Source organism: Ruegeria sp. BHSB058, from assembly GCF_059613285.1.
In genome coordinates this window covers 1-21388 of the sequence record NZ_JBXWSF010000071.1, presented here as the reverse complement: position 1 = coordinate 21388, position 21388 = coordinate 1, and the positions used below count along the sequence as shown (strand labels likewise).

The window sequence follows — 21388 nt, the reverse complement described above, 5'->3', positions numbered from 1 at the left end:
TTGGTGGCACTGTTTTGAACCGGTTTTTTCGATATCACGTAGCAGAAGCCTTTGATCGGCCGGACCACTCTGTGTCGCCCATCTGCACGCGGTCCCGGGCGCATCTTTCTGTTGCTGGCGTTTTGGTTATTGCTGCTGTCACTGCTGGGTGTGCGCGAGAGCAAAAGGCGAACCGAGTTTTGTTCGATGGGCACTTTTTTCCAACCAAGGCGCAAGCTGTGGACAAAAAGGTGTCTCTTGCCGATTTCACAGTGACCGTATCTGATGCGTCGCAGTCTGCAGACGGTGCGCGCGAAGCCGGTCGGTATGCAGGAACACGGTATTGCATCGAAAACTATGGGTCGTCCGACATCGTTTGGAAAGTCGGGCCTGACACCGACCCACAAAACCTGCGCATTGTGGACAACAAGCTGACTTTCGCGGGGACATGCCGGAGGCCATGAACGACTGTTCAGCATATCCTAGCCATCGGGAGCTGACGTTATCGAATAGCGTCAGGACATGGTTTCGCTTGGGGAAATCCCAATCGAAAGGATCTGTTGTGTCGAAGCTAACAGTCGCGTTCGCTGCCTTGTCTTTCTCAGTGCCGGCATTGGCCGGAGCTAAGCCCCCTTTGCGCGAAGTTCCACAGATCGCCGACGGCATCTTCACCATCGTGGTCGCCAATGAAATTCGCAAGACGTGTGACGATATCAACGGGCGCATTTTCAAGGGGATCGGCGAAATCCGGCGTTTGCGGGCCGAAGCGAACGCCTTGGGGTATTCCGATTCCGAAATCCGCGCGGTTCTGGATTCCGACGCGGAAAAGGAACGTATGAAGGCGCGTGGTCGGAAATACATGGCTGGGTTGGGCTTGAACTATGATAAACCGGGCGACCTGTGTCGGCTCGGCCAGCTGGAAATCAAGAACAAAAGCGCAATTGGCGCGCTACTGAGGGCGAATTAGATCATGTCTGACCTCCGCAAGATCAATATTGACGGGCAGGAAATCGAAGTCGATGGCTCGATGACCCTGATCCAGGCCTGTGAAGAGGCCGGAGTTGAAGTGCCGCGTTTCTGCTATCACGAGCGTCTGTCGATCGCCGGAAATTGCCGTATGTGCCTGGTTGAGGTCGTCGGCGGCCCGCCGAAGCCCGCAGCCTCGTGCGCCATGCAGGTGCGCGATTTGCGCCCTGGTCCGGAAGGTCAGCCGCCGGTCGTCAAAACCAATTCGCCTATGGTCAAGAAAGCCCGAGAAGGCGTGATGGAGTTCATGCTCATCAATCACCCGCTGGATTGCCCGATTTGCGATCAAGGCGGCGAATGTGATCTCCAAGATCAGGCGATGGCCTATGGCCTGTCGGGTACCCGCTTCAAGGAAGCAAAGCGAGCGGTTGACGATTTGGACCTTGGGCCGCTGGTTTCGACTGCAATGACCCGCTGCATCAGTTGCACACGCTGCGTGCGCTTCACCACCGAAGTCGCCGGGATCACTCAGATGGGTCAGACAGGGCGCGGTGAGGATGCCGAGATCACCTCGTATTTGAACCAGACGCTGGACTCGAACCTGCAGGGCAACATTATCGACCTGTGCCCGGTTGGGGCGCTGACCTCGAAACCTTATGCGTTTACAGCACGCCCGTGGGAATTGACGAAAACCGAAAGCATTGACGTGATGGATGCGCTTGGCTCAAACATCCGCGTCGACACCAAGGGGCGCGAAGTAATGCGCATTCTGCCGCGCAATCATGACGGCGTGAACGAGGAATGGATCTCCGACAAGACCCGGTTTGTATGGGACGGTCTGCGCCGTCAGCGTCTGGATAAGCCTTATGTTCGAGAAAACGGAAAGCTGCGCCCGGCAAGTTGGGCTGAGGCATTAGGCAAAGCCGCTGACGCCCTGAAAGGAGCGGAAAGAGCAGCGGGAATCGTGGGCGATCTTGCCCCGGTCGAAGCCGCCTTTGCGCTGAAACAAATGATAGAAGGGCTGGGCGGTGTTGTCGAATGCCGCACCGACGGCGCGCGATTGCCTGCCGGAAACCGTGGGGCGTATGCCGGTACTGCCGCCATCGAAAACATTGACTCCGCCGAACGAATTCTTTTGATCGGCACCAACCCGCGCGACGAGGCGCCTGTTCTGAACGCCCGCATCCGAAAGGCCTGGGCGCACGGGGCCGAGGTGGCTCTGGTGGGTCCGGCGGTCGATCTGACCTACCACTATCATCATATGGGCGACGACCGCGCGGCACTGCAAAAAGTCTTGGACATGGGGGGTGACGATGAAATCAAGAGCAAGCCCTCGTTGGTCATAGTTGGGCAGGGCGCGCTGCAAGAGGCGGATGGCGCTGCCGTTCTTGCCGCGGCGCAGACCATTGCCGCCAACACGGAAAGTGGTCTGATAATTCTGCACACGGCAGCCTCGCGCGTGGGCGCGTTGGATGTGGATGCCACCAACGAGGGCGGCATGGAAGCGGTCAGCGCTGCGGATGTAATCTATAATCTCGGGGCAGACGAGGTCGAAATCGGTGAGGGCGCATTTGTCATTTACCAGGGCAGTCATGGCGACCGCGGTGCACATCGCGCAGATGTAATTCTGCCGGGGGCAGCGTATACCGAGGAAAACGGCCTGTTCGTGAACACCGAGGGTCGCCCGCAGCTAGCAATACGGGCCGGTTTTGCGCCGGGCGAGGCAAAGGAAAACTGGGCGATCCTGCGCGCACTCAGCGCCGAATTGGGGACGGCCCTGCCTTACGACACTCTGGCGCAACTGCGAATGGCTATTGTTGAGGCCATTCCGCATCTGGCCCGTATCGACGAAGTGATCAAGAACGAGGTGCAGCTGCTTGATGCCGGGGCTTTGGGTAAGGCTAGCTTCCGGAATGCGGTAAAGGACTTCTATCTGACCAACCCGATTGCGCGTGGTTCACAACTGATGGCTGAACTGTCGGCTCAGGCAAAAGCACGCATGGCAGAGAAGATCGCGGCAGAATGAACCAGATCTGTTTCATATCTCCGATAATGGCGCATACCGTCTTGGGCGGTGTCGTCGTGCGTCAAATGCGCATGGAACCGAACAATAAGGGTGGCGTTGCGGCGGCGGATGCTGTTTACACCAACGCGCCGACCCAACCGCAGGACTTGCTGGTCTTTGGCCAAAGCATGAAGCGCGGGAAACGGAATACCTACGGTGTGAGGACAAATGGCTGATTTCTTTAACACCCCAGGCGGAATAGCCATCATCATTCTGGCGCAGGTGCTTGCTGTTGTTGCCTTTGTGATGATTTCGCTTCTGTTTCTGGTCTATGGCGACCGCAAGATTTGGGCTGCTGTTCAGATGCGGCGCGGGCCGAACGTGGTGGGGATCTATGGCCTGCTGCAATCGGTGGCCGACGCGTTGAAATACGTGGTCAAGGAAGTGGTCATTCCTGCCGGAGCAGACCGCGCCGTCTTTATCCTCGCACCGTTGACCTCGTTCGTGTTGGCGATGATCGCCTGGGCGGTGATCCCGTTCAACGATGGTTGGGTACTGTCGGATATCAACGTCGCGATCCTCTATGTCTTTGCTGTGTCCTCGCTGGAGGTTTATGGCGTGATCATGGGCGGGTGGGCGTCAAACTCAAAATACCCGTTCCTGGGCTCGCTGCGCTCTGCTGCACAGATGATCTCTTATGAAGTTTCGATCGGCCTGATCATCATCGGCGTGATCATCTCGACCGGATCGATGAATTTTGGCGAGATCGTGCGAGCGCAGGACGGCAATCTGGGCCTGTTCAGCTGGTACTGGCTGCCACATTTCCCGATGGTCTTCCTGTTCTTCATCTCGGCACTGGCTGAAACGAACCGACCACCGTTTGACCTGCCCGAAGCGGAATCGGAACTGGTGGCGGGTTATCAGGTCGAATACTCCGCCACGCCCTTCCTGCTGTTCATGGCAGGCGAATACATCGCCATCTTCCTGATGTGCGCGCTGACGTCGCTGCTGTTCTTCGGCGGCTGGCTGTCACCGATCCCGGGCCTGCCGGACGGCGTGCTGTGGATGGTCGCCAAGATGGCATTCTTCTTCTTCCTCTTCGCGATGGTCAAGGCGATCACCCCGCGCTACCGCTACGACCAGCTGATGCGCTTGGGCTGGAAAGTGTTCCTGCCGTTCTCGCTGGTCTGGGTGGTCTTCGTGTCTTTTGCGGCGAAATTCGACTGGTTCTGGGGCGCGTTCGCCCGTTGGAGCGTGGGTTGATGGAGCAGAAAATGCGACACATATTTGCCTCGCTCATTATGTTCACTTATTTGAACGCACCTGCCTATGCTGCCGAAACTGAACCGGGCGAAGTTCAGAGTTTGCTTGATGTTGCTCACAAAGTTTTTGCGCCTGAGTTCAAAATAGTATTCCAATTCGATGAAGGTCTTCGTGAATCCTTCTCAAACGAGTTGGGCCAAAAATACCCGCTCGTGTCTGCAGAGCAGCATCTGGCTTTTGACAAATACGTAATCGGATCCGTAGTAAACGCGATCCAAATCGGAGACATGGCTGCGTACATGGTGGCTTTGAAGAGCCGAAAACCTATCCCGGACCCGGTGCGCCATAAATCAATGGCACTATTGGATCTGGTAGAGTGCCTGCGAATAACGCCGGATGACAAAGAACGGCTTTCTGAATTCGTTGAGGTGAGCGTCGAGGCTGGAAATCTACCTAACCATGTCAACGTAAAGACCTTGCTTTCAGCGCAAACTGATGCCGAGTGCAAGCACGCGATTGAGGCCGGCCGCCGGGTTTTGGCAGTTGATGCAAATGCTTCAGATGTGAGCGAGCAAGTTCAGTTTATTCTCGAAGATACTTTTGGCCATTGCGAGGAGGATTCATAAGATATGTCTCAAATCGACTACACCCGCGCTGCCAAATACTTCCTGCTGCAGGATTTCTGGGTCGGCTTCAAACTGGGAATGAAGTACTTCTTCGCCCCCAAGGCCACGGTGAATTACCCGCACGAAAAAGGCCCCCTGTCTCCGCGTTTCCGGGGTGAGCACGCCCTTCGCCGTTATCCGAACGGTGAAGAACGCTGCATCGCCTGCAAACTATGCGAGGCGATCTGCCCGGCGCAAGCCATCACCATCGACGCGGAACCACGCGAAGACGGCAGCCGCCGTACCACGCGTTATGATATTGACATGACCAAGTGCATCTACTGCGGTTTCTGCCAAGAGGCCTGCCCGGTGGATGCAATCGTCGAAGGCCCGAACTTTGAATTCGCAACTGAGACCCGCGAGGAGCTGTTCTACGACAAGGAGAAGCTGCTCGACAACGGCGAACGCTGGGAAGCCGAGATTGCCCGCAATCTGGAAATGGACGCGCCTTACAGATGAGTGATACGCCGACAAATCCGTTCGAGCTGATGATGAAGCAGGCTCAGGACATGGCCAAGGCTATGAACCCGGCGATGGAAAGCTTCTCGCCCAAAGGGTTCGAAGCGCTGTGGCCGACCATGCCAAAAGAGGTCATGGAGATGATGTTCGGCAACACCGTCAACAAGGACGGGCTGGATGCCAAGACCCGACTGCTGTTGACGTTGGCCGGGCTGACCTGTCAGGGCGCTCAGGCGGATTCAGCCGTGCGCCAGACCGTGCGTCATGCGCTGGAAGCGGGTGCCAAGAAACAAGAGATCGTGGAAACGATCGGTCAGATGTCGGTTTTTGCCGGCATCCCGGCCATGACCCGCGCGCTGGATCTGGCGCAAGAGGTCATGGGCGACAACGAGGATGAGGATCAATGACCGTCTTTGCCTTCTATCTGTTTGCCATCAGCGCCATCACCGGCGGGCTGTTCACGGTGATCAGCCGCCAACCGGTGCACTCGGTCCTGTGGTTGATCCTGGCGTTTCTCTCCTCGGCGGGGCTGTTCGTTTTGCTAGGGGCGGAATTTGTCGCCATGCTGCTGATCATCGTCTATGTCGGCGCGGTGGCGGTTCTATTCCTTTTCGTGGTGATGATGCTGGATGTGGATTTTGCCGAACTAAAGGCTGAGATGGCGCGATACATGCCGCTGGCGCTGCTGATCGGGCTGGTGATCCTGATGCAGTTCGTCATGGCATTCGGTGCCTGGGAAAGTGCGCATGGTGCAGCTGAGCAACTTGCGCAGCCTGTGCCTAGCGACCGTCACAATACCGAGGCTCTGGGCCTCATCATCTATGATCAATATTTCCTTCTGTTCCAGCTGGCGGGCCTGATCCTGCTGGTGGCGATGATCGGCGCCATCGTGCTGACGCTGCGCCACCGTCAGGACATCAAGCGTCAGGACATCATCGGCCAGATGATGCGCGACCCGGCCAAGGCGATGGAACTGAAGGACGTGAAACCGGGGCAGGGACTTTGAGACGATGATCGGACTTGAACACTATCTTACGGTCGCGGCGACGCTGTTCGTCATCGGCATCTTTGGTCTCTTTCTGAACCGCAAGAACGTCATCATCCTGCTGATGAGTATCGAGCTGATGCTGCTGGCGGTGAATATCAACCTTGTGGCTTTCTCGTCCTTTCTTGGCGATCTGGTGGGGCAGGTATTCACGCTGTTCGTGCTGACCGTCGCCGCCGCCGAGGCCGCGATTGGTCTTGCAATTCTGGTCTGCTTCTTCCGCAACCGCGGCACGATTGCAGTCGAAGACGTCAACATGATGAAGGGGTAAGAGATCATGGAAACAACCATCCTCTTTGCCCCGCTGGTGGGCGCCATCCTTTGCGGGTTCGGCTGGAAATTCATTGGTGAAAAAGCGGCGCTCTGGACCGCTACGGGCCTGCTGTTTCTTGCCTGTATTCTCAGCTGGATCGTTTTCTTTACTTTCGACCCGTCCGCCCATTCAGGCGGGTCCTATTCGGTACCTGTTCTTCGATTCATTGAAAGCGGAACGTTGTCTACCGAATGGGCGATCCGTCTGGACCGGCTGACCGCGATCATGCTGATCGTGGTGACGACCGTTTCGGCGCTGGTGCATCTCTATAGCTTTGGCTATATGGATCACGACCCGCAATGGCGCGAAGGCGAAAGCTACAAGCCGCGTTTCTTTGCCTATCTCAGCTTCTTTACCTTTGCGATGCTGGCTCTGGTGACCTCGGACAATCTGGTACAGATGTTCTTTGGCTGGGAAGGCGTGGGCGTCGCATCTTACCTCCTGATCGGGTTCTACTATCGCAAGCCCACAGCCAACGCGGCCGCCATCAAGGCTTTCGTGGTCAACCGTGTGGGCGACTTTGGGTTTGCGCTGGGGATATTCGGACTGTTCTTCCTGACCGACAGCATCAACTTTTCCGACGTGTTTGCATCGGCGCCGTCGCTGGCGGAAAGCAAGCTAACCTTCCTATGGGGTGAGTGGACCTCGATCGAGGTCATCTGCGTACTGCTGTTCATCGGAGCGATGGGCAAGTCGGCGCAACTGATCCTGCACACCTGGCTGCCGGACGCGATGGAAGGCCCGACGCCTGTGTCGGCGCTGATCCACGCCGCGACCATGGTGACCGCAGGCGTGTTTCTGGTCTGCCGCATGTCTCCGCTATTTGAATTCGCCCCGGGGGCTGCCGGTTTCGTGACCGTGCTGGGCGCCTCAACTGCATTCTTTGCCGCGACCGTGGGTTTGGTGCAAACCGACATCAAACGTGTCATTGCCTATTCGACCTGTTCTCAGCTGGGCTACATGTTTGTGGCGGCGGGCGTGGGCATGTATTCGGCTGCGATGTTCCACCTGTTCACACATGCCTTCTTCAAGGCGCTGTTGTTCCTTGGGGCCGGTTCCGTGATCCACGCCATGCATCACGAACAAGAGATGACCGAATATGGCGGTCTGCGCAAAAAGATCCCCTATACCTTCTGGGCGATGATGATCGGTACCCTGGCGATTACCGGTGTCGGTATCCCGCTGACCACCTTTGGTTTTGCCGGTTTCCTGTCAAAAGACGCGATTATCGAAAGCGCCTACGCGGGCGGGTCAAGCTATGGCTTCTGGTTGTTGGTAGTTGCTGCCGCGTTCACCTCGTTCTACAGCTGGCGTCTGATCTTCCTGACCTTCTATGGCGAGCCGCGCGGCGACAAGCACACGCATGAACATGCGCATGAAAGCCCGATGGTCATGCTGGTTCCGTTGGGTATTCTATCGCTGGGAGCAATCTTTGCGGGCATGATCTGGTACGGAAACTTCTTCGGTCATGCCGATAAAGTTGGCAAGTTCTATGGCATTTCCGTTGTCGAAGCTTCAGCTCATGTCGAAGCCGACAGCCAAGCCGCCACCACGGATCATGGGGAGGAAACTGCTGACGCGGCCAGCGACAGCCACGGCCAAGAAGCAGTTCATGCGGCAACCACCGACGAGGGGCATGGCGAGACGGATACCGGTCATGACGAAGCAGCGATCTCGGGTGAACATCACTATGTGTTTGCCGGCAAACCGGGCGAAGGCGGTATCTATATCGGTGAGAACAACCATGTTCTTGATGACGCTCATGCCGCACCGAAATGGGTAAAGGTTTCCCCCTTTGTCGCAATGGTGCTTGGCTTTGGCTTGGCCTATCTCTTCTATATCGTGAATCCGACACTGCCGGTGCGACTGGCTCAGAACCAACGTCCACTGTACCTGTTTCTGAAGAACAAGTGGTACTTTGACGAAATTTATGACGCGATTTTTGTCAAACCTGCAATGGCTCTTGGGCGGTTCCTGTGGAAACGCGGTGATGGAAACACAATCGACGGCTTCCTGAACGGAGTAGCAATGGGCATTGTTCCCTATTTCACCCGCCTCGCAGGCAAGGCGCAGTCGGGGTACATTTTCACTTATGCCTTCTGGATGGTTCTGGGGCTTGCTGCCCTGGTCACCTGGATGTCGATCGGCGGAGGGGCGCACTGATGGACAATATCCTCTCCATTGTAACCTTTATTCCGGCCGTTGCTGCACTGATTCTTGGCCTGTTCCTACGGGGCGATGACGCGGCGGCGCAGCGCAATGCCAAGATGACGGCATTGTTTGCAACCACGGTAACCTTTCTGGTCTCAATCGGCATCTACACAGGCTTTGATCCTTCGAACACCGGCTTCCAGATGGTGGAAGAGGGTGAATGGCTGATGGGCCTGAAATACAAGATGGGCGTGGATGGCATCAGCGTTCTGTTCGTGCTGCTGACCACTTTCATCATGCCGCTGACCATTCTGGCCAGCTGGAATGTGACAGACCGCGTCAAGGAATACATGATTGCTTTCCTGCTGCTGGAAACGCTGATGCTGGGCGTGTTCATGGCGCTGGATCTTGTGCTGTTCTACCTGTTCTTCGAGGCAGGTCTGATCCCGATGTTCCTGATCATCGGCATTTGGGGCGGCAAGGACCGCATCTATGCCAGCTTCAAGTTCTTCCTTTACACCTTCCTCGGCTCGGTTCTGATGCTGGTTGCGATGGTTTATATGTATGCAGATGCCGGTACCACCGACATCGAAGCGTTGATGAGCCATCAGTTCTCGTCCGAAGGCTTCAACGTGATGGGGATTTATGTCGTGGGCGGCGTGCAGACGCTGATGTTCCTGGCTTTCTTTGCCTCATTTGCAGTGAAGATGCCCATGTGGCCGGTTCATACCTGGCTTCCTGACGCACATGTTCAGGCGCCCACTGCAGGTTCGGTCGTTCTTGCGGCGATCCTCTTGAAAATGGGCGGCTACGGTTTCCTGCGCTTCAGCCTGCCGATGTTCCCGGTGGGAGCGGCGGTCATGACCGACGTCGTGCTGTGGATGTCTGCAATTGCGGTTGTTTACACGTCGCTGGTCGCGCTGGTGCAGGAGGACATGAAGAAGCTGATCGCCTATTCGTCGGTTGCGCACATGGGTTTTGTCACCATGGGCATCTTTGCTGCCACCCAACAAGGGATTGATGGGGCGATTTTTCAGATGCTCAGCCACGGTTTCATCTCTGCCGCACTCTTTCTTTGCGTTGGCGTGATCTATGACCGGATGCACACACGCGATATCGAGGCCTATGGCGGTCTGGTTATCCGCATGCCGGCTTATGCGCTGGTATTCATGCTGTTCACCATGGCCAATGTCGGATTGCCGGGTACCTCAGGCTTCATCGGAGAGTTCCTGACCCTGATGGGAACATTCCCCGTCAACACTTGGGTAACAGCCGTTGCGGCATCGGGTGTGATATTCTCGGCTGGCTACGCACTGTGGCTTTATCGCCGTGTGGTCTTTGGTGATTTGATCAAGGAAAGCCTGAAATCGATCACCGACATGAGTGCCCGCGAGCGACTGGTCTTTGCGCCGCTGATCGTCATGACCATTCTGCTGGGCGTCTACCCGTCGCTGGTCACAGACGTGATCGGCAACTCGACGGCTTCACTGATTTCGAACTATGACACGGCTCTGGCCGCGGCTGAGGCCGCGACCCAAGTCGCTGCATCGCATTAAGGGAGCTGTGGAGACATGATCCAGGCTGATCTGACTGTAATTTTGCCGGAAATCGTTCTGGCTGTCTACGCGATGGCGGCTCTCATCGGGGCTGTCTATACCAGCAAAGACGCTCTGGCTCCAATTTTGGTCTGGGTGACCGCGGGCCTGATGGCAGCGCTTTCGTTCTGGATTGCCACCAATGGCGGCACGACGCGTGTTGCGTTCAATGGCATGTTCGTGGATGACAGTTTCGCCCGGTTTGCCAAGGTTGCGATCCTATTGGCTGCAGCCTCAGTTCTGGTGATGAGCCAGGAGTACATGTCGCGCCGTGGTCTGCTGCGCTTTGAATACCCGCTTTTGGTGGCGCTTTCGGCTGTCGGCATGATGATGATGGTCAGCGCGGGCGATTTGATGTCTCTCTATATGGGGCTCGAATTGCAGTCCCTGTCGCTCTACGTAGTCGCGGCCCTGCGCCGGGACAGCGCCAAATCGACCGAAGCAGGATTGAAATATTTCGTGCTTGGCGCGCTGAGCTCGGGTCTTCTGCTCTATGGCGCATCATTGGTCTATGGCTATTCTGGAACGACGCTGTTTTCCGGTATCATCAAGACGGCGCAACACGGTGATGTGTCGATTGGATTGCTGATAGGTCTGATCCTGCTGATCTCGGGTCTGGCCTTCAAGGTGTCAGCGGTTCCGTTTCACATGTGGACACCGGATGTCTACGAAGGTTCTCCGACCCCGATCACCGCTTTTTTTGCGACAGCTCCGAAAGTTGCGGCGATGGCACTGTTCGCCCGTGTCATGCATGACGCGTTTGGCGGCGCTGTGGCAGACTGGCAGCAAGTGATTGTTCTGCTTTCCGTCCTTTCGATGTTCCTAGGTGCCTTTGCTGCCATTGGGCAGCGCGACATCAAGCGGCTGATGGCTTATTCGTCGATTGCCCATATGGGCTATGCCCTGATCGGTCTGGCTGCGGGCACTCAGTTGGGCATCAAGGCGATGCTGATGTACTTGGCGATTTATGTCACCATGAACGTTGGCACTTTCGCCTTTATCCTGATGATGGAGCGGGACGGCAAACCCGTGACCGATATCGACGCGTTGCGCCAGTTTGCGCGCCGCGATCCGGGTAAGGCGTTGGCAGTCCTGATCCTGATGTTCAGCTTGGCCGGCGTGCCGCCAATGCTTGGATTCTTTGCAAAATTTGGCGTTTGGCAGGCGGGTATCGATGCAAGTCTGACCGGCTTGGTCATCGCTTCGGCCATAGCATCAGTGATCGGAGCGTTCTACTATCTGCGGATCGTTTTCTACATGTACTTCGGTGCAGAAAACGAAGATCCGATCGATACACATTCGTCGCCGGTTCTTTGGGTTGCCCTGATGGGATCGGCCGCGCTGATGCTGGTTGGTGTGTTCTATCAATTCGGTGTCGAAGGAGCCGCTGCGGCAGCGGCAGCAACACTTGTCAACTGATAGGGTGGCAAATCCGAAAAAGGAGGCTCGGTTTTTGGACCGGGCCTTTTTGTCGTGAGTGACTGGCCACACGGTTACGGGCTCCACATTCTGGACGAAGTGGATAGCACGCTGAACGAAGCCGCCAGAATTGCGTCATCTCTACGTGGGCCGGTCTGGATCATGGCGCACCGCCAGACCGCGGCGCGCGGGCGTCGGGGCCGTGTCTGGACTCACCCACGCGGCAATCTCGCAGCAACTTTGGTCATGCGCCCCGAAGGACCACCAGAACAGGTTGCGCTGCGCAGTTTTGTTGCGGCATTGGCGCTTTTCGATGCCTGTCATGCCGTCACCGGTCGAACGGATGGTCTGGCTTTGAAGTGGCCAAATGACGTGCTGCTGAATGGCGGCAAGCTTGCGGGTATATTGCTAGAGAGTACCGGACAAGGCCGCGGGGTTTCGCATCTGGCGATCGGCATTGGTGTCAACCTCGTCGAAGCGCCTCCGCGCAACCTGATCGAACCCGGCGCGGTGCGCCCGGTTTCGCTTTTGTCAGAAACCGGCTCGCAAGTGGGGGCAGAGGATTTTCTGACCGAGTTGGCGGCTGCCTTTGCGCACTACGAGACTCAATTCCTGACCTACGGCTTTGAGCCGATCCGAACGGCGTGGCTTGCTCGGGCCGCTCGGCTGGGAGAGGCTATCACCGCCCGCACCGCGACGTCCGAGACCGTAGGAACGTTCGAAACGGTGGACGGCGAAGGTAACCTTGTCCTAAACACGGCCAAGGGCCGCGCAAGGATCGCGGCGGCGGACGTGTATTTCTGAAGGGTTTTCCAATGCTTTTGGCGATTGACTGCGGCAATACCAATACCGTCTTTTCGATCTGGGACGGTGAGAAGTTCCTGTGCACCCTTCGGACCTCGACGCACCACGCACGCACGGCGGATGCATATTTCACCTGGTACTCGACGCTGGTGAAGCACTACGGGATCGAAGCGGAAATCTCGGACGTCATCATTGCGTCCACGGTCCCGCGTGTTGTGTTCAATCTAAGGGTTTTTGCCGACCGGTTTTTTGGTTGCCGACCGCTTGTCGTCGGGAAGCCTGACTGCCTTTTGCCGGTGAACCCGCGTGTCGATGAAGGGACTTACCCGGGCCCTGACAGGCTTGCCAATGCTGCAGGCGCGTTTGACCGGCATGGCGGCAATGTCGTTGTTGTAGATTTCGGAACGGCCACGAATTTCGATGTGGTGGCGGCTGACGGGGCCTATGTCGGCGGGATTATCGCGCCGGGCGTTAACCTGAGCCTTGAAGCCTTGCACATGGGGGCCGCGGCGCTGCCTCATATCGATATCAGCCGCCCCGAGAAAGTGATCGGAACTAATACCGTTGGTTGCATTCAGTCGGGGGTGTATTGGGGGTATTCGGGTCTGATCGAAGGTCTTATAAGCCGGATCAAGGCGGAATACGGAATGCCGATGCAAGTTGTCGCCACTGGTGGGCTGGCACCATTGTTCGATCAGGCGGATGTGGGGTTTGACGTGATCGAAGACGACCTGACGATGCACGGCTTGACGGTCATCCATCAATACAACAAGGAAAATATTTCGGCATGAGCAGTGACAGATTGATTTACCTGCCTCTCGGTGGGGCGGGTGAGATTGGAATGAATGCCTATGTCTACGGGTATGGCAAACCGGGGCAGGAGCGTTTGATCCTGGTCGATCTGGGGGTGGCTTTCCCTGACATGGACAGCTCGCCCGGTGTCGATCTGATCTTTGCGGATATCTCGTGGTTGAAAGAGCGGGCGGATCGGCTTGAGGCAATATTTGTCACCCACGCGCACGAAGATCACGTTGGCGCTGTCGCGCATTGCTATGAGACGTTGGGCGCGCCGATTTATGCGCGGGCATTTACGGCCAATATCGCCCGCCACAAGATGGAGGATCTGGGGCATTCTCCGGACGTCGTTCAAACGGTGTCCGCCTGGCCAGAGCAGGTTAACGCCGGGCCGTTTTCAGTCGGGTTTCTGCCGGTATCTCATTCGATTCCGGAAAGCGCCGGATTGGTAATCGATACACCCGCAGGGCGCGTCGTGCATTCGGGAGATTTCAAACTCGACCCAGAACCGGTTGTCGGAGAGCCATTTGATCCAGATCTCTGGGCCAGCGTGGCCGGCGGCGGCGTCAAGGCGCTGATCTGCGACAGTACCAACGTGTTTTCTACGCATCCGGGGCGATCAGAATCCGAATTGGGACCCGAAATCACAAAGCTTGTGGCGAACGCAACTGGTATGGTGGTCGCGACGACTTTTGCCTCGAACGTAGCTCGGGTCAAAACTCTTGCCGAAGCCGGTGAGCGCGCAGGACGCTCGGTGGTTCTGTTGGGGCGCGCGATGCGCCGCATGATTGAGGCGGCGACGGAAACTGGTATTCTTGGAGATTTCCCGCGTGTGGTCAGCCCAGAGGAAGCAGCGGACATGCCGCGCCAGAACCTGATGCTGATCGTCACCGGCAGCCAGGGTGAGCGCCGCGCCGCCAGTGCGCAACTGGCGCGTGGCAAGTACCGTGGTCTGGAGATGGCCGAAGGTGACCTGTTTCTGTTTTCTTCCAAAACCATTCCGGGGAATGAGCGCGGAGTAATCCGTGTCATCAACCAATTCAGTGAAAAAGGCGTGGATGTTGTTGATGACAGCACGGGTTTGTATCACGTTTCGGGTCATGCGAACCGACCAGATCTGGAGCGGATTCACGCCCTGATTGATCCGCAGATGGTTATCCCGATGCATGGCGAACACCGGCACTTGCGCGAGCACGCCAAACTGGCAGAGGAAGGCGGGCGAACCAGCATTGTTGCGGTCAACGGGATGAAGATTGACTTGACCGGTGATACCCCAGTGGTTGCCGAATATATCGAGACCGGTCGTACTTATCTTGACGGCACGGTTAAGATCGGCGCGCTTGATGGTGTAGTACGCGACCGTATCCGCATGGCGCTGAATGGCCATGTCACGGTGACAACAATTCTGGATGAAGAGGACGAGCCTTTAGGGGAGCCGTGGTGTGACGTGATCGGTCTGCCTGAGATAGGAAGCTCAAAAGCAGGGCTGATCGAGATTCTTGAGGAAGACCTCAACCAATTCCTGATGCGAGCCGAAGCCAAGACACTGGGAGACGATGACAAGCTCGAAGAAGCGCTCCGACGTATCGTTCGTCAGACCGCGCAGAGTGAGATCGGCAAAAAGCCGGAAGTTACCGTGGTCGTGAGCCGCATGCGCTAGTTTGGTGCTTCAATGCGTATCGGGCATCGGATAGCCGCGCAGGCGCAGGAAAAGGCTCGCTTCGTCATTGTTGTGGAAATAGGGCACTGAAACTGGCGGGGTGGGGTCGGCGGCGCGGGCCGCAACCTCGGCCAGAACGACTTCGGTAATGAATGGCAGGTCGAACTTGCGGACTTCGCTCAGCGGAATCCATTGCAAATGAGACAGTTCATCCGATGCATGGGTGAAGTCGTCCAGGTTTCCCTGAATTTCGCAGGCATCGACAAGAAAGAACCGTGCATCGAACCGACGAGGGCGTCCTGGAGGAGTCAAGGCGCGGAACACGAACTGCAGTGCCTCGGCAGCGGGGATGTAACCGGTGGCCGCGAAACTCTGCCAGTCATCAGGAATTGATCCGGCCCAGTTTCCGGGTTTGCCCAGGATCAGGCCGGTTTCTTCCCAAAGCTCACGGATCGCCGCGACGGCAAGCGCGTGCTGCAGGTCTGCGGGGGCCTTTTCTGTCAACCGCTCTGCGCAAACCGCTGGCAGGGGTGAGGCCAGTGCAACATCAGAATCTGCAGGATCAACAGCGCCGCCTGGAAAAACGAACTTGTTGGGCATGAACGCCGCTTTGGCGCCGCGTTGACCCATCAGGATGGATGGGGATTCCACCCGATCGCGCAGGACGATCACAGTCGCAGCGTTTCTGATCGCAGTCTTATCGTTGCTCATTGCCTCTCCGACTCGTTTCGAAGGCGTCAGTCGGCCTTGTCAAAACCATGCATCCGGCGCGCCCACTGATAGGCGATGACTAATCCCTTTAATCTGGGCAGAAGGTAGAGTGACAAAGCCAGACAACCAAGCGCAAAGATCAGAAACAAGGTCAATGGTTCTGGACGCCATTGCACATAGGAAACATGCAAAGCAGGAGCCATCAGGTGCCCGACGATGAGAATGGTCAGATAAGCTGGTCCGTCATCAGCACGATGGTGAAACAGCTCCTGACTGCAATGTGAGCATGTATCGTTGACCTTAAGGTAACTATGCAGAAGTTTCCCCTTGCCGCAATTTGGGCATTTTCCAAGAAACCCTTTTCGCACAGCGGGCCATGTTGGACGTTCCTGCTGAACGGTGGTCTCAATGGTCTGGTCTGTCATCTGGTCGCTCATACTATGGTTCGCAGTTTTTGGACCAGTTATGTCCAAATTGGAATTGCGGATAACTTCATTGCGTCGGGATGCCGCGAAAATAGGGCTTTGGGAGTCAGATTAAAAGTGCACCCGCAGTAAGTTTCTTTTCTACGCTGCGACGGAAAACGCTTTGCATCACGTTTCAGAAGTATGGGCAGCAACATGGGGTTGCTGCAAAACAAGGAAAACCGATATGAAACACACAGGCATTCTCTCGGGGATCGTACTTGCTACATTTGCCGTGGTGGGGTCCGCTGGTCTGGCAATGGGGCCTCAGGGCGTATCGCCGGTGACATTTCAAGAGCTGGATGCAGACGGCAACGGAGAATTAAGCAAAACCGAAATGGGGGCTTATCGAACCACGCGGTTTAATAAAGCCGATTCCGACGGTGACGAAAAGCTGAGTTTGGAAGAAATGCAGGTCGTTGCGGTAGAGCGGGCAAAGGAACGGTCTAAGTTGATGTTCGAACGTCAGGACACTAATAAAGATGGTTTCCTGACAAGCGACGAAATGCCGAAGCCGCGCAAAGAAAGCAGGTTTTTTGACCGGGTTGACTCGGATGACAGCGGCTCGATTTCAGAGCAGGAGTTTGCCGACATGGGAAGCCGCATGGGTAGTCATGGAAAGAAACACCGCCAAGGTTGCAAAATTCAAGACTGAGCCAGGATTGAGGACATGAGACCCATGTCCAAGTCGTCCCGCGGCGAAAACACGGCCGCGGGCGATATCAGCGATGACGCGTTGTTGATGTTGTTCGCTAATGGCGATAGGCAAGCTGCCCGGGAACTGACGGCACGGCTAGGTCCGCGTACTTTTTCTTTGGCATTGCGGGTTCTGGGGGACAGGGCGGAAGCCGAAGATGTCGCGCAAGAGGCAATGCTCCGGCTGTGGCAGATGGCACCGGACTGGAAGCGAGGGCAGGCAAAAGTGTCAACCTGGCTCTATCGCGTTACTCTAAACCTGTGTTTCGACTTGAGACGGAAGAAATCGGCCGAACCGCTAAGTGCAGTACCCGAACCCGAAGATGGTCGGCCTACTGCGCCTGACCAATTGCAGGACACGGCCCGGGCCGATGCTTTGCAGGCGGCTTTGATGATACTGCCGGATCGCCAAAGAGAAGCCGTCATACTGCGCCATATAGAGGAACTGACCAATCCCGAAATCGCGCAAGTCATGGAAATCTCTGTCGAGGCAGTGGAGAGCCTGACCGCAAGGGGAAAGCGGGCTTTGGTCAAGGCGTTGTCCGGGAGACGAGAAGAATTGGGGTATCTGGATGGATGAGAACGAAAAAAGGCTCGAAAATCTGTTTCAGGCTGCTCGACAAAGACGAGGCGTAGTGCCCAAAGACCTGATGGCGCGGATGATTTCGGATGCTTCGAAGGTTCAGGGTAATCGGTTCGCGTCCGAATTCTATCCAAAGCGACCGATTCTATCTGTGATCGTGGGCATACTGGGTGGTTGGCGCGGTGTCGGAGGCCTGGCGACCGCCTGTGCGGCAGGTGTCTGGATTGGTCTGGCACCGCCGGCATTCTTGCCGGACCCGGTGGATTTGTTTGTGCAAAATTCTGAGGGCGATCTGATGGCCGAGTTGGGCCTTTTGGACCTGCCTATCGAGGAGGAATAGATGCAAGAAGAACATCAAAAAACCAAGCGCAGATGGCTAGCGATTCTTCTAGGGGCATCCCTGACCCTCAATCTTTTGGTTGTCGGTCTGATTGCCGGAATGGCCTTGCGATTTCACGGTAAGAGCGATCGGTCGCCGCCGAGTTTCGGACCGGCCTTGTACCGGGCTTTGCCCGACGCGGACCGCAAAGCATTGCGGGAACGGATGCATCAGGCAGACCGAGGCGACCGTCAAACACGCCAAGAAGGTTTCAAGGATCTGACTTTGGCATTGCGGGCAGTTCCCTTTGACCCCGATGCCTTGGCCGGCATAGTAGAGCAGCAGACAGCTTTACGCGTGCATACTCAACAATCCCTTGGCGAGGCTTGGTTGGTCGTGGTCGAAAAAATGACGGACGCACAGCGCTCAAGCTATGCTGATCGTCTGGATACCTATGTCAAACGCGGTAAGTGGAAGAAACGAAGGCACGACTGAGATCCGATCGCAAAGATGTTCACAGCATGATCACTTGGTTTCGTCCCGAGTTTTTGGCCGCATAAAGCGCGCGATCCGCCGTGTCGATAAATGCGGACATACCTTCGAATTCATCGTCTGTGTTGCCGGCCAAAGGAATGGATGTGTGCAATCCAAAGCTGGCGGTAACGGTCACCCTTTCGCCGCACATGGGCAGATCATAGGGTGCATCACTGATGCCTCGTCGCAATCGTTTTGCGACCTGCATGGCCTTGTCTGGTCCGGCATCGGGCAGCGCAACAAGGAATTCTTCGCCACCCAAGCGGGCCACCAAATCCCTGGCGCTCAACTCTCGCCGGATGCGACGCGCCGTTTCGGTAAGAACGCAATCTCCAGCCAAATGTCCAAATCGATCATTGACGGCCTTGAAGTGATCCAGATCGACTATGATGACCGACAAATCTTTTTGTGACCTGCACGCATTGCGGACCATGTTTTTTAGTGCGGAATGTGCGTACCGAGAATTACGCAATCCGGTCAAGTGGTCAAAGTAAGCGGCTTTCAATCCTTCCTGAACGGACGTGTGGCGCCTATCGTGCCGGGCTTTGCGCTTGGCTTGTATTTCCAAGTGAAGGGCAAGTTCCTCAGCGCAAAATGGGCCGATCATTGCAACGTCCGCGCCCCGATCCAAAGCTTCCACCGTGCGATTGGTGTTGTCACCCTGTATCACCGCGATCAAAGCCGATCGGCGTGTTGCGAGCCGGGCACGCAGGTCTGTAAGCAAGCTCAAGCCCTCGCCATCCTCCTGTATCTCAACAATAAAGATGTCAGGCGCAGGATTTCTGAAAAGCGTGAATGCCTGACAGAGTGTGAAGCTTCCCAACGAATGGGATGTCAGCGGCTGCAAACGGCGAAGCCAGTTGCGGCGACACTCCTTGTTTTTTGTGACGATGGCAACGGAAGCGAGCGGTGCTTTGGGCTGAAACGGCTGCCCCTCATCCCCAAAGCCAAGTTCACTGGCTTCCTTGTTCCAGTTGAGGTCGTCGATTTCTGATCGCACCCGCATGAAGCTACGGACCCGAGCAAGCAGAAGGCTGTCACTATAAGGTTGTTCCAAAACGTCATCAGCGCCGGATCTGAGGGCACGTTTTCTGGCGTCTGTATCGTTTTGCGGAGTGATTGCGACGATCGGCGTATCGGAATGTCTTGCGCGTCCATTTAACAATCTCCTGACGGAAGACACGTTTCCGTCGGGCAGAGTCTCGGCCATGAGGATGATGTCCGGGTGATTGTGCTGAAGAATAGTCTCCAGGCCTTCCACTCGGGCTCGCTGGATCACTTGATAACAGGCTGACGAAAGTTGAACGTTCAACATGATCCGGTTGGTCGATACGCCGTCCAGTACCAGAATTGTTCTCTGTACAGACATGGCCTTTCCTCTGTTTCCGTCTAGCGATAAAAAAGTCTCGGTAATTCTGGTTAACAAAACCTTTCAATAGCTTTTGGTGAGAGCGAATGAAGCCAATTCCTGCCGAAGCGGCCGAAACTCTGGCCTTGAATGCCTTGACCTGGTTGGTCGGGAACGAGGAGTTGTTGTCAGTTTTTCTGGGCTCAACCGGGGCTTCGGCTGCGGATCTGCGCGCTTTGGCAACAGATGTCGACTTTCTGACGTCTGTCCTCGGTTTTCTGATGCTTGACGACGCCTGGATTGTGGCGTTTTGTGACGCGCATTCGGTGTCATATGATCGCCCGGCCATGGCCCACATGGTGCTGACTGGAGAGACAAATACGCACTGGACGTGAAACCTGATTGCCCGTTTTCGGAGTAGGCGAATGACTATTGAAGCTCTTTTGTTCGACAAAGATGGGACGCTGTTCGATTTTGCCGCAACCTGGGGGACATTTGCGCACACATTCTTGTCACGTATCGGCGCGAACAATGACGTTAGGGCGTCCTACCTTGGGCAGGTGATCGGGTTCGATTATGAAAGCAAGACATTCAGCATGGACAGCGTCGTAATTGCAGGAACCCCTGGCGAGATTGCAGAGGCTCTGCTGCCGGAAATGCCCGGCATGTCCCACTTGGAACTGGTAACCATCATCAATGAAGAGGCATCCAAGGCACCGCAACACGAAGCCGTTCCGCTGGCTCCTTTCCTGGAAGGGCTGAGGGCAAAGGGACTGAAGCTGGGGGTTGCGACGAACGACGCTCACGCACCGGCGATGGCGCATTTGGGTTCGGTCGGGGTGCAGCGACTATTTGATTTCATCGCCGGCTTCGACAGTGGTCATGGCTGCAAACCCGGCCCAGGGCAGTTGCTGGCATTTTCCGGGCATATCGGTATGGAACCGTCTAAGATCGCTATGGTCGGAGACAGTCGGCACGATCTCGAAGCCGGACGCGCCGCGGGGATGACAACCGTTGGTGTATTGACCGGGATGGCTCGTTCTGAAGATCTGGCCGACCTCGCGGATGTCATTTTTCCGAATGTCGGATACATTCCGGCTTGGTTGGGACATTGACGCTGGCGTACTCACTTATCGAAATTGGACTGTCGAAAGCGACATCTGTTGTCGCGGACGGAGCGGCTTTTCACCTTTGCTTGATGCCTTGCTAGAGGTGAAACAAGCGAAAGAGAAACCCATGTCCGATACATCAACCCGTAAACGCCGAGGTGGCGGTCGTTCTGGTGCCGCGGCGCGTCGTGGTGGTACTGTTATCGAGCAAATGCCGTGGAACCCGCCGGTCAACATCGATCGGCCGACCGAGCCTCTTGATCAGGACGGAATTGAGGCGATTCACGAAGGCGCGATGCGCATACTCGAAGAAATTGGAATCGCGTTCTACAATGAAGAAGCTAAGGGGATCCTGCGCGAGGCCGGTTGTGCCGTCGACGGTGATATCGTGCGCATGGGACGCGACTTCGTCATGGAAATGGTCGCAAAGGCGCCGGAACGTTTCACCATTACACCTCGAAATCCAGATCGAACTATTGAGGTTGGTGGCAAGACGATGCTGTTT

Annotated in this window: 25 protein-coding genes and 2 pseudogenes; 23 read left to right on the top strand and 4 right to left on the bottom strand. The window is 56.2% G+C overall.

From position 1 onward, the window contains the following. Positions 1-541 precede the first annotated feature (541 nt). Genes AC2FNB_RS16065 through AC2FNB_RS15995 form a run of 15 tightly spaced genes read left to right on the top strand, consistent with a single transcriptional unit; the run spans position 542 to position 15119 of the window. Positions 542-946 (top strand): DUF5333 domain-containing protein, encoded by a 405-nt coding sequence (locus tag AC2FNB_RS16065; protein WP_480749293.1) that lies wholly within the window; start codon positions 542-544, stop codon positions 944-946. A 3-nt stretch (positions 947-949) separates the two neighbouring features. Then, positions 950-2971: an NADH-quinone oxidoreductase subunit NuoG gene (gene nuoG, locus AC2FNB_RS16060; RefSeq protein ID WP_496747876.1), complete on the top strand. Its 2022-nt coding sequence runs from the start codon at positions 950-952 to the stop codon at positions 2969-2971. Beyond that, complete coding sequence (locus AC2FNB_RS16055) at positions 2968-3186, top strand: hypothetical protein (RefSeq protein ID WP_480749295.1); 219 nt, start codon at positions 2968-2970, stop codon at positions 3184-3186. The genes nuoG and AC2FNB_RS16055 overlap by 4 nt, the downstream gene beginning before the upstream one ends. Then, a complete protein-coding gene (nuoH, locus tag AC2FNB_RS16050) occupies positions 3179-4213 on the top strand; it encodes an NADH-quinone oxidoreductase subunit NuoH (RefSeq protein WP_496747874.1) in 1035 nt (344 codons plus the stop codon). The genes AC2FNB_RS16055 and nuoH overlap by 8 nt, the downstream gene beginning before the upstream one ends. Further along, positions 4213-4839: a hypothetical protein gene (locus AC2FNB_RS16045; protein ID WP_496747872.1), complete on the top strand. Its 627-nt coding sequence runs from the start codon at positions 4213-4215 to the stop codon at positions 4837-4839. Before nuoH ends, AC2FNB_RS16045 begins: the two co-directional genes overlap by 1 nt. A 3-nt stretch (positions 4840-4842) precedes the next feature. Further along, a complete protein-coding gene (nuoI, locus tag AC2FNB_RS16040; protein WP_496747870.1) occupies positions 4843-5337 on the top strand; it encodes an NADH-quinone oxidoreductase subunit NuoI in 495 nt (164 codons plus the stop codon). Next, entirely contained in the window at positions 5334-5744 is a 411-nt protein-coding gene (locus AC2FNB_RS16035) for a carboxymuconolactone decarboxylase family protein (RefSeq protein ID WP_170325667.1), read from the top strand. Before nuoI ends, AC2FNB_RS16035 begins: the two co-directional genes overlap by 4 nt. Further along, a complete protein-coding gene (locus AC2FNB_RS16030) occupies positions 5741-6343 on the top strand; it encodes an NADH-quinone oxidoreductase subunit J (RefSeq protein WP_496747869.1) in 603 nt (200 codons plus the stop codon). The genes AC2FNB_RS16035 and AC2FNB_RS16030 overlap by 4 nt, the downstream gene beginning before the upstream one ends. 4 nt (positions 6344-6347) lie before the next feature. Continuing rightward, positions 6348-6653: an NADH-quinone oxidoreductase subunit NuoK gene (nuoK, locus tag AC2FNB_RS16025; RefSeq protein ID WP_005984024.1), complete on the top strand. Its 306-nt coding sequence runs from the start codon at positions 6348-6350 to the stop codon at positions 6651-6653. Between the two features lie 6 nt (positions 6654-6659). Continuing rightward, entirely contained in the window at positions 6660-8858 is a 2199-nt protein-coding gene (nuoL, locus tag AC2FNB_RS16020) for an NADH-quinone oxidoreductase subunit L (protein WP_480749299.1), read from the top strand. Further along, on the top strand, positions 8858-10402 hold the full coding sequence (locus AC2FNB_RS16015) for an NADH-quinone oxidoreductase subunit M (protein WP_480749300.1): 1545 nt from the start codon (positions 8858-8860) through the stop codon (positions 10400-10402). Before nuoL ends, AC2FNB_RS16015 begins: the two co-directional genes overlap by 1 nt. A gap of 15 nt (positions 10403-10417) precedes the next feature. Further along, positions 10418-11860 (top strand): NADH-quinone oxidoreductase subunit NuoN, encoded by a 1443-nt coding sequence (gene nuoN, locus AC2FNB_RS16010; protein ID WP_480749301.1) that lies wholly within the window; start codon positions 10418-10420, stop codon positions 11858-11860. Between the two features lie 54 nt (positions 11861-11914). Then, positions 11915-12664, top strand: coding sequence for a biotin--[acetyl-CoA-carboxylase] ligase (locus tag AC2FNB_RS16005; RefSeq protein ID WP_496747865.1), 750 nt, complete (start codon positions 11915-11917; stop codon positions 12662-12664). An 11-nt stretch (positions 12665-12675) separates the two neighbouring features. After that, positions 12676-13455: a type III pantothenate kinase gene (locus tag AC2FNB_RS16000; RefSeq protein ID WP_480749303.1), complete on the top strand. Its 780-nt coding sequence runs from the start codon at positions 12676-12678 to the stop codon at positions 13453-13455. Further along, positions 13452-15119 (top strand): ribonuclease J, encoded by a 1668-nt coding sequence (locus AC2FNB_RS15995; protein WP_496747862.1) that lies wholly within the window; start codon positions 13452-13454, stop codon positions 15117-15119. Before AC2FNB_RS16000 ends, AC2FNB_RS15995 begins: the two co-directional genes overlap by 4 nt. 9 nt (positions 15120-15128) lie before the next feature. Here AC2FNB_RS15995 and AC2FNB_RS15990 read toward each other — a convergent pair whose 3' ends face one another. Beyond that, on the bottom strand, positions 15129-15830 hold the full coding sequence (locus AC2FNB_RS15990) for an NUDIX hydrolase (RefSeq protein ID WP_480749305.1): 702 nt from the start codon (positions 15828-15830) through the stop codon (positions 15129-15131). 26 nt (positions 15831-15856) lie between these two features. Continuing rightward, positions 15857-16255, bottom strand: a complete 399-nt coding sequence (locus AC2FNB_RS15985; protein WP_480749306.1) for a DUF983 domain-containing protein — start codon at positions 16253-16255, stop codon at positions 15857-15859. 226 nt (positions 16256-16481) lie between these two features. Here AC2FNB_RS15985 and AC2FNB_RS15980 point away from each other — a divergent pair, with 226 nt between their 5' ends. Genes AC2FNB_RS15980 through AC2FNB_RS15965 form a run of 4 tightly spaced genes read left to right on the top strand, consistent with a single transcriptional unit; the run spans position 16482 to position 18387 of the window. Beyond that, entirely contained in the window at positions 16482-16949 is a 468-nt protein-coding gene (locus AC2FNB_RS15980) for an EF-hand domain-containing protein (protein ID WP_480749307.1), read from the top strand. 24 nt (positions 16950-16973) lie between these two features. Further along, positions 16974-17570: an RNA polymerase sigma factor gene (locus tag AC2FNB_RS15975; protein ID WP_496747860.1), complete on the top strand. Its 597-nt coding sequence runs from the start codon at positions 16974-16976 to the stop codon at positions 17568-17570. Beyond that, positions 17563-17913 carry a hypothetical protein gene (locus AC2FNB_RS15970; protein ID WP_496747857.1) on the top strand — a complete coding sequence of 117 codons (351 nt, stop codon included), beginning with the start codon at positions 17563-17565 and terminating at the stop codon, positions 17911-17913. The genes AC2FNB_RS15975 and AC2FNB_RS15970 overlap by 8 nt, the downstream gene beginning before the upstream one ends. Beyond that, the gene (locus AC2FNB_RS15965) at positions 17914-18387 is read left to right on the top strand and encodes a periplasmic heavy metal sensor (RefSeq protein ID WP_480749310.1); all 474 of its coding nucleotides are present in this window, start codon (positions 17914-17916) and stop codon (positions 18385-18387) included. 19 nt (positions 18388-18406) lie between these two features. Here AC2FNB_RS15965 and AC2FNB_RS15960 read toward each other — a convergent pair. Continuing rightward, positions 18407-18865 (bottom strand): annotated as a pseudogene (locus tag AC2FNB_RS15960) (GGDEF domain-containing protein); the annotation flags it as partial. Positions 18866-18907: 42 nt separating this feature from the next. Here AC2FNB_RS15960 and AC2FNB_RS15955 point away from each other — a divergent pair. After that, on the top strand, positions 18908-19420 hold the full coding sequence (locus AC2FNB_RS15955) for a hypothetical protein (RefSeq protein ID WP_496747877.1): 513 nt from the start codon (positions 18908-18910) through the stop codon (positions 19418-19420). A gap of 30 nt (positions 19421-19450) precedes the next feature. On the opposite strand, the pseudogene AC2FNB_RS15950 reads toward AC2FNB_RS15955, so the two are convergent. Continuing rightward, positions 19451-19795, bottom strand: a pseudogene (locus AC2FNB_RS15950) (response regulator); the annotation flags it as partial. Between the two features lie 86 nt (positions 19796-19881). Between AC2FNB_RS15950 and AC2FNB_RS15945 the strand changes: the two are divergent. The 3 genes from AC2FNB_RS15945 to AC2FNB_RS15935 form a co-directional block, all read left to right on the top strand. Continuing rightward, the gene (locus AC2FNB_RS15945) at positions 19882-20169 is read left to right on the top strand and encodes a DUF3572 domain-containing protein (RefSeq protein WP_480749312.1); all 288 of its coding nucleotides are present in this window, start codon (positions 19882-19884) and stop codon (positions 20167-20169) included. Positions 20170-20199: 30 nt separating this feature from the next. Then, positions 20200-20889, top strand: coding sequence for an HAD family hydrolase (locus AC2FNB_RS15940; RefSeq protein WP_480749313.1), 690 nt, complete (start codon positions 20200-20202; stop codon positions 20887-20889). Positions 20890-21010: 121 nt separating this feature from the next. Further along, positions 21011-21388 (top strand): trimethylamine methyltransferase family protein (locus AC2FNB_RS15935; protein WP_496747851.1); only part of this gene is annotated, 378 nt, incomplete at its 3' end.

Excerpts from the sequence above, each read along its gene's own strand:
- nuoG (WP_496747876.1), top strand. The coding sequence starts at position 950 with ATGTCTGACCTCCGCAAGATCAATATTGACGGGCAGGAAATCGAAGTC.
- AC2FNB_RS16055 (WP_480749295.1), top strand. The coding sequence starts at position 2,968 with ATGAACCAGATCTGTTTCATATCTCCGATAATGGCGCATACCGTCTTG.
- nuoH (WP_496747874.1), top strand. The coding sequence starts at position 3,179 with ATGGCTGATTTCTTTAACACCCCAGGCGGAATAGCCATCATCATTCTG.
- AC2FNB_RS16045 (WP_496747872.1), top strand. The coding sequence starts at position 4,213 with ATGGAGCAGAAAATGCGACACATATTTGCCTCGCTCATTATGTTCACT.
- nuoI (WP_496747870.1), top strand. The coding sequence starts at position 4,843 with ATGTCTCAAATCGACTACACCCGCGCTGCCAAATACTTCCTGCTGCAG.
- AC2FNB_RS16035 (WP_170325667.1), top strand. The coding sequence starts at position 5,334 with ATGAGTGATACGCCGACAAATCCGTTCGAGCTGATGATGAAGCAGGCT.
- AC2FNB_RS16030 (WP_496747869.1), top strand. The coding sequence starts at position 5,741 with ATGACCGTCTTTGCCTTCTATCTGTTTGCCATCAGCGCCATCACCGGC.
- nuoK (WP_005984024.1), top strand. The coding sequence starts at position 6,348 with ATGATCGGACTTGAACACTATCTTACGGTCGCGGCGACGCTGTTCGTC.
- nuoL (WP_480749299.1), top strand. The coding sequence starts at position 6,660 with ATGGAAACAACCATCCTCTTTGCCCCGCTGGTGGGCGCCATCCTTTGC.
- AC2FNB_RS16015 (WP_480749300.1), top strand. The coding sequence starts at position 8,858 with ATGGACAATATCCTCTCCATTGTAACCTTTATTCCGGCCGTTGCTGCA.
- nuoN (WP_480749301.1), top strand. The coding sequence starts at position 10,418 with ATGATCCAGGCTGATCTGACTGTAATTTTGCCGGAAATCGTTCTGGCT.
- AC2FNB_RS16000 (WP_480749303.1), top strand. The coding sequence starts at position 12,676 with ATGCTTTTGGCGATTGACTGCGGCAATACCAATACCGTCTTTTCGATC.
- AC2FNB_RS15995 (WP_496747862.1), top strand. The coding sequence starts at position 13,452 with ATGAGCAGTGACAGATTGATTTACCTGCCTCTCGGTGGGGCGGGTGAG.
- AC2FNB_RS15990 (WP_480749305.1), bottom strand. The coding sequence starts at position 15,830 with ATGAGCAACGATAAGACTGCGATCAGAAACGCTGCGACTGTGATCGTC.
- AC2FNB_RS15985 (WP_480749306.1), bottom strand. The coding sequence starts at position 16,255 with ATGACAGACCAGACCATTGAGACCACCGTTCAGCAGGAACGTCCAACA.
- AC2FNB_RS15980 (WP_480749307.1), top strand. The coding sequence starts at position 16,482 with ATGAAACACACAGGCATTCTCTCGGGGATCGTACTTGCTACATTTGCC.
- AC2FNB_RS15975 (WP_496747860.1), top strand. The coding sequence starts at position 16,974 with ATGTCCAAGTCGTCCCGCGGCGAAAACACGGCCGCGGGCGATATCAGC.
- AC2FNB_RS15970 (WP_496747857.1), top strand. The coding sequence starts at position 17,563 with ATGGATGAGAACGAAAAAAGGCTCGAAAATCTGTTTCAGGCTGCTCGA.
- AC2FNB_RS15965 (WP_480749310.1), top strand. The coding sequence starts at position 17,914 with ATGCAAGAAGAACATCAAAAAACCAAGCGCAGATGGCTAGCGATTCTT.
- AC2FNB_RS15945 (WP_480749312.1), top strand. The coding sequence starts at position 19,882 with ATGAAGCCAATTCCTGCCGAAGCGGCCGAAACTCTGGCCTTGAATGCC.
- AC2FNB_RS15940 (WP_480749313.1), top strand. The coding sequence starts at position 20,200 with ATGACTATTGAAGCTCTTTTGTTCGACAAAGATGGGACGCTGTTCGAT.